This window comes from Stenotrophomonas sp. FR024 (assembly GCF_047500745.2).
In the GTDB taxonomy this organism is placed as follows: Bacteria; Pseudomonadota; Gammaproteobacteria; order Xanthomonadales; family Xanthomonadaceae; genus Stenotrophomonas; species Stenotrophomonas maltophilia_A.
Genome location: NZ_JAXAXM020000036.1, coordinates 9,586 through 15,541, shown reverse-complemented (window position 1 = coordinate 15,541; position 5,956 = coordinate 9,586). Strand labels below are relative to the sequence as shown.

General features: G+C 65.6%; 4 protein-coding genes. 1 reads left to right on the top strand and 3 read right to left on the bottom strand.

Annotation, left to right across the window (positions count from 1 at the left end; genetic code table 11):
- Positions 1-36: 36 nt before the first annotated feature.
- From ACMZ91_RS21425 to ACMZ91_RS21415, 3 genes are all read right to left on the bottom strand, one after another.
- Positions 37-1,755, bottom strand: coding sequence for a thiamine pyrophosphate-dependent enzyme (locus tag ACMZ91_RS21425; protein WP_414578467.1), 1,719 nt, complete (start codon positions 1,753-1,755; stop codon positions 37-39).
- A 132-nt stretch (positions 1,756-1,887) separates the two neighbouring features.
- Positions 1,888-2,745 (bottom strand): SH3 domain-containing protein, encoded by an 858-nt coding sequence (locus ACMZ91_RS21420; protein WP_149908714.1) that lies wholly within the window; start codon positions 2,743-2,745, stop codon positions 1,888-1,890.
- A 36-nt stretch (positions 2,746-2,781) separates the two neighbouring features.
- Positions 2,782-3,264: a DUF3574 domain-containing protein gene (locus ACMZ91_RS21415; RefSeq protein ID WP_049398197.1), complete on the bottom strand. Its 483-nt coding sequence runs from the start codon at positions 3,262-3,264 to the stop codon at positions 2,782-2,784.
- Positions 3,265-3,478: 214 nt separating this feature from the next.
- On the opposite strand from ACMZ91_RS21415, the gene ACMZ91_RS21410 reads away from it, so the two are divergent.
- The gene (locus ACMZ91_RS21410; protein ID WP_414578468.1) at positions 3,479-5,914 is read left to right on the top strand and encodes a TonB-dependent receptor plug domain-containing protein; all 2,436 of its coding nucleotides are present in this window, start codon (positions 3,479-3,481) and stop codon (positions 5,912-5,914) included.
- Positions 5,915-5,956: the final 42 nt, after the last annotated feature.

Below are 5,956 nucleotides of genomic sequence, written 5' to 3'. Positions count from 1 at the left end.
GGGGGTGCAGGGCGCAGCCCTGCATCGACCAACCCCCTACTTCTTCAGGAAGTTGTCCACCAGCAGATGCTTCACGTCGTCGAAGCGGCCGTTCAACACCGCCTTGGCCGCATACAGCGCGGTACCGGCCACCTGCTTGGCCTCGATCTGCGGCGGCATCACCAGCTCGGCGCGGCTGGTATGCACGTCCAGCAGCGCCGGGCCGCGCTGCGCCAGGAAGTCCTGCACCGCCTCCTCCAGATCCTCGCTGCGGGTCACGGTGCGGCCGTGGAAGCCGATCACCTCGGCCAGGCGGCCGAAGTCCGGGTTCTTCAGGTCGGTGTAGTTGTCCAGCAGCCCCTCCACCTTCTGCTCCAGCTCGACGAAGTTCAGCGAGCCGTTGTTGAACACCACCACCTTGATCGGCAGGTTTTCCTGCACGGCCGTCAACAGATCGCCCAACAGCATCGCCAGGCCACCATCGCCGGACAGCGAGATCACCTGCCGACCCGGGAACGCCTTCTGCAGGCCCAGTGCCTGTGGCATCGCATTGGCCATCGTGCCGTGAAGCAGGCTGGTCAGCGTGCGGCGGCGTCCGTTGACGCGGATATGGCGCAGCACCCACACCATCGGCGAGCCACCGTCGGCAGTGAACAGCGCATCATCGGTGGCATATTTCGACAGCAGCGCGGTCAGGTGCTGCGGATGGATCAACTCGCCCTCACCGGACTGCTCTTCCTTCTCGCGCTTCTTCAGTGCCTTGTCACGGCGCTCGATGCACTCGTCCAGGAAACTGCTGTCCTCGCGCGGCGGCAGCATCGGCAGCAAGGCGTCCAGCGTCGGTGCGATATCGCCGACCACGCCGAGGTTCACCGGATGGCGACGGCCGAGGTGGCTGCCATCGCGGTCGACCTGGATGATCGTGGCCTTGTCCGGGTAGAACTGGCCCCAGGCAAAGTCGGCGCCGAGCAGCAGCAGCGTGTCGCACTCCATCAGCGTGTGGAAGCCGGATTCGATGCCGAAGATGCCGGTCATGCCCATGTTGTACGGGTTGTCCGGCTCGACGAAGTCCTTGGCGCGCGAGGTGTGCGCCACCGGCGCCTGCAACCTGCGCGCCAGTTCCAACAACTGCGCGTGCGCGCCCTGGCAACCGGCACCAGCGTAGACACCAATGCGCTTGCCCTGCCCCAACAACTCGGCGATACGCTGCAGTTCCGCGTCGGAGGGACGCAGCACCGGCTGGGTGTAGTGCACCGAGAACGGCACGTCGTGCTTCACTTCGGCCTGGCTGATATCGGCGGGCAGGATCACCACCGCTACGCCGCGGCGACTGATCGCGGCCTGGCAGGCCAGCGTGACCACGCGGCGCGCCTGTTCGGCGCTGTGCACCTGCTCGCAGAACACTGTGCAGCTGCCATACACCGCCTTGAAGTCCACTTCCTGCGGGAACTCCATGCCCAGCTCGCTGGTGACGATCTGGCTGGCGATCAACACCATCGGCGCGCGGTTGCGATTGCTCTCGAAGATGCCATTGATGAAATGCAGGCCTCCCGGGCCGCAGGAGCCAGCACACGCAGTCAACTGGCCGCTGACCAGCGAATCCGCGCCTGCGGCGAATGCGGCCACTTCCTCATGTCGTACGTGCACCCAGGCGATCTCGCTGCCATGCATCGCATCGGTCACATGGTTGAGCGTATCGCCCACGATGCCGTAGCAACGGCGGACACCAGCCTGCTGCAGGGCGTCCACCACGATTTCGGCCACGCGCTTGCTCATCGGATACATCCTCGAACGGGGGAACATCCGAGGCTAGACCTGATGAAGTGATGCTTCCGCAAAAAAAGGGGACGGAGGGAATTAAGTCGTTAACGGCACAAACGACTTAATTCCCTCCGTCCCCTTTTTTCTTCAATCGTTGACGTTGATCCAACCTTCCACCGCGCCCAGCTTCGGATTGCGGTAGCGCAGCTTCATCCAGCCATCCTGTTCATCCAGCATTTCCACACGGTCGCCCTGCACCAGATAACGCTTGGTGCTGGATGCACCGGGCCGGTCGAACAGGAACAACCGCGCTGGCACCACGGTGGCCTGCTGGCCACGCAGCGGCCCATTCGGCGGTGCGCCCAGGCCATCAGCGATGGCGGTCTCCAGCACACGACCGGCGGGATCATAGGTACGCCAGATCGCCAGCGGACCCTGCTCGTCGGTCTGTTCCCATTGCAACGCGGCGTTCACCGTGTCGCCCAGCATCAGCACGCTCTCGCTGCGGTAGAGATAGAGCTTCGCACCTGCAAACCGGTACTGGTCGGCGTACCACATCGGGCCGCTACGGCAGCTGCTGGTCAGGGTTCGAGTGGCAGCATCCACGCTCAACCCCATCAGGTCACCGCAACTGTCCTTGCCGTGGGTGTCGGCCTGCAGCGCGCGGAACCCGGCACTGGCCGGATCGAAGCGATACACCGCCACCGCCTCGTTGACCATGCCCACCGATGCACGCGCGACCAGTTCCGGGTAGCCATCGAAATCGACATCTTCCAGCGACCATCGCGAATTGCCGTCGGCATCCGCCGCACCCGCCAGCGTCTGGCGCTTGCCTGACGGTGACAACTGCACTGCGATGCTGCCGTCCTGCCGGGGATCGGCATGCGCCTGCACATGCGCGGCCACCTGGAAGCGTAGCGTTTCGCTATCGTCCCCACGCGCCTGCGCCGTCGGTGCCAGCACACCTGCCAATACCAGGCCCAGCAGGCATTCCCTGTAGTTCATCATCGCTCCCTGCGGCACCGCGGCGGCACCTTCAACTCAGAACGATACCTCGACCGCCTGCCGCGACCACAGCACCGATTGATGCTTGGTCTGCTGCTTCCACGCCAGGCGGATCGCTTCGATATCAGCACGGCGCTGCGGGGTGTCCTCGTGCAGCACCACCAGCACCTTGGTGCGCAGGCGGTTGGGCGAGGCATCGCCGCGGAACAGCCACTGACCATACGCATCGAACACGGTCAGGCCATCCGGGAAGCGCGGGGTCACTTCCTTGTCCAGGAAAGTGCGCCACTGCGCATCGCTGATGGTGTCGGCCTGCGGACGGTTGCCGGCGCCCTGCTCCTCGCCCACGCCGAAGTACAGCTCACTGCGCACCCAGCCGTGGCCGGCGGACGGGCGTGCGGCATCGCCCTTCAGTTCGGCGGTGGTAGCCGTGGCGTAGGCGCTGGGCGCCTGCGAAGAGAGGCTGGCGCAGCCACTGGTGGCCAGCAGCACGGCGAAGACGAGGCCAAGGTGTTTCATCGGTACAGCTCCGGGGAAGGGGGACAAGGCGAGCCGGCAGCGTACAGCGCCACCGGCCCGGCGTGCTGATGCCAGCAGGGCATCAGCTCATGCCGGACCGGCAGGGGCTTGCATCCGCACCGGTCGTCACGCGAAGATAATATATCGCTCCATCCGGATGGATGTAAGTGAAACCATCTCCCCCTTCCCCGTCGTCGTTGTTGCTGGAGCCCCCATGTCCATCCGCCTGCCCGCGTCGCCGCTCGGCCTCGCCATCGCCCTCGCGCTTTCCTCCACCGCCGTCCCGGCTCTGGCCCAGGACGCTACCAACCTCGACACCGTGATCGTCACCGGCACCCGTGCCGCCGACCGCACCGTGCTCGAATCCACCTCGCCGGTGGACGTGCTCACCGCCGAGGACATCCGCAAGGCCGGCGTGGTCAATGGCGAACTGGGCAGCGCGCTGCAGGCGCTGTTGCCGTCGTTCAACTTCCCGCGCCAGTCCAACTCCGGCGGCGCCGACCACGTGCGCGCCGCACAGCTGCGTGGCCTGTCGCCGGACCAGGTGCTGGTGCTGGTCAATGGCAAGCGCCGCCACCACACCGCGCTGGTGAACACCGACAGCAAGATCGGCAAGGGCACCACGCCGGTCGACTTCAATTCGATCCCGGTCAGCGCGATCAAGCGCATCGAAGTGCTGCGCGACGGCGCCGGTGCGCTGTACGGCTCGGACGCCGTGGCCGGCGTGATCAACGTGATCCTCGACAACGGCGGCGACGGTGGCGAGATAGAGGCCAGCTACGGCGCCAACCACACCGACCTCAAGCCGATCGGCCGCACCCTCACCGACGGCCAGACCGGCAACATCAGCGCCAAGGTCGGCACCTCGCTGGGCGAGGACGGCGGCTTCCTGCGTATCGGCCTGGAGTACAAGCACCGCAACGGCACCAACCGCGCCGGCTTCGACCAGATTCCGCCGTGGGACCAGACGCCGGACAACCTGGCGCTGCTGGGCAAGCGCAACTACGTGCTGGGCGATGGCAAGAGCAAGGACATCAACCTGTGGCTGAACACCGAGATTCCGGTAGGCCAGACGTCGACGTTCTACGCGTTCGGCACCTTCAACCAGCGTGATACCGAAGGTGCGAACTACTTCCGCTACCCCGATGGCGATGCCAACTGGAAGCAGGTCTATCCGAACGGTTACCGGCCGATCTCCGAAGGCGAGAACCGCGACGTGCAGGCCGTGGCCGGCGTGCGCGGCCAGTGGGGTGAATGGAGCTACGACGGCAGCCTGGATTACGGCCAGAACGACTTCACCTACCGCCTGCGTGATTCGCTCAACGCGTCGCTGGGCCCGACCAGCCCGACCCGCTTCAAGACCGCCGACTACGAATACGCACAGACCGTGGGCAACCTCGACCTGAGTCGTGTGTTCACCCAGAGCGACAGCATCAGCCACACCCTGGGCCTGGGCGTGGAAGCGCGCCATGAGCGCTACCAGACCCGCCCGGGTGACCCGGCCAGCTACGCCGCCGGCCCCTACACCGATCGCCCGACCGGCTCGCAGGCCGGTGGTGGCCTGACCCCGCAGGATGCGGCGCGGCTGTCGCGCGACGTGGCCAGCGCCTACGCCAGCCTGTCCAGCCAGTTCGGCGAGAAGTTCTCCACCGATCTGGCCGCACGCTACGAGCACAACGACGATTTCGGCGGTGAACTGACCGGCAAGCTCGGCCTGCGCTATGAATTCACCCCGGCGTTCGCGTTGCGCGGCGCCATCTCCAACAACTTCCGCGCATCGTCGCTGGCGCAGATCGGCTACGAATCCACCTCGACCGGCTACAACGCCGGCGGCCAGCTGGTGCAGGGCCGCCTGTTGTCGGTCAACAATCCGATCGCCCGTGGCCTCGGTGCGCAGAACCTGAAGCCGGAAAAATCGATCAACACCTCGCTGGGCTTCACCAGCCGCATCGGTGAGCACTTCGACCTGTCGCTGGACTTCTTCCAGATCGACATCGACGACCGCATCGCGCTGTCGGAGAGCATCACCGGCGATGCATTGACCGACTACGTGGCGGCCAACTACGGCGTCAGCGGCCTGCAGAGCGCCAGTTTCTTCGTCAACGCCGCCGACACCCGCACCCGCGGCGCCGAACTGGTGAGCAACTGGCGCCAGTCGCTGGGCGATGGCCAGCTGCTGTTGACCGGCACCTATGCGTACACGAAGACCACGCTGAAGAACGTGCTGGCCACGCCGGCGCAGCTGCGCGCGCTGAACCCGGACTATGTGCTGTTCGGCATCGAAGAGACCAACACCCTCACCGATGCCACCCCGCGTACGCGCGGCAGTCTCTCGGCCGCATGGAGCAACGACCACTGGTCGCTGAGCACCCGCGTGAACCGCTATGGCAGCGCCACCCGCGTGTTCAACTTCGGTGATGGCTACATCCCGCGCCAGACCTACCAGGCCGAATGGCAGCTGGATGCGGAAGTGGAGTACCGCATCACCCCGCAATGGAGCGTGGCCATCGGCGGCCAGAACCTGACCGACAACTACCCGGATCGATCCAACAGCGATATCCACTACTTCGGCAACCTGCCGTACGACGTGCTGTCGCCGATCGGCAGCAATGGCGCGTATTACTACGGCCGCGTCCGCTATACGTTCTGATTCATCAGTCCGGTAGTGCCGGCCGCTGGCCGGCAACCTCAG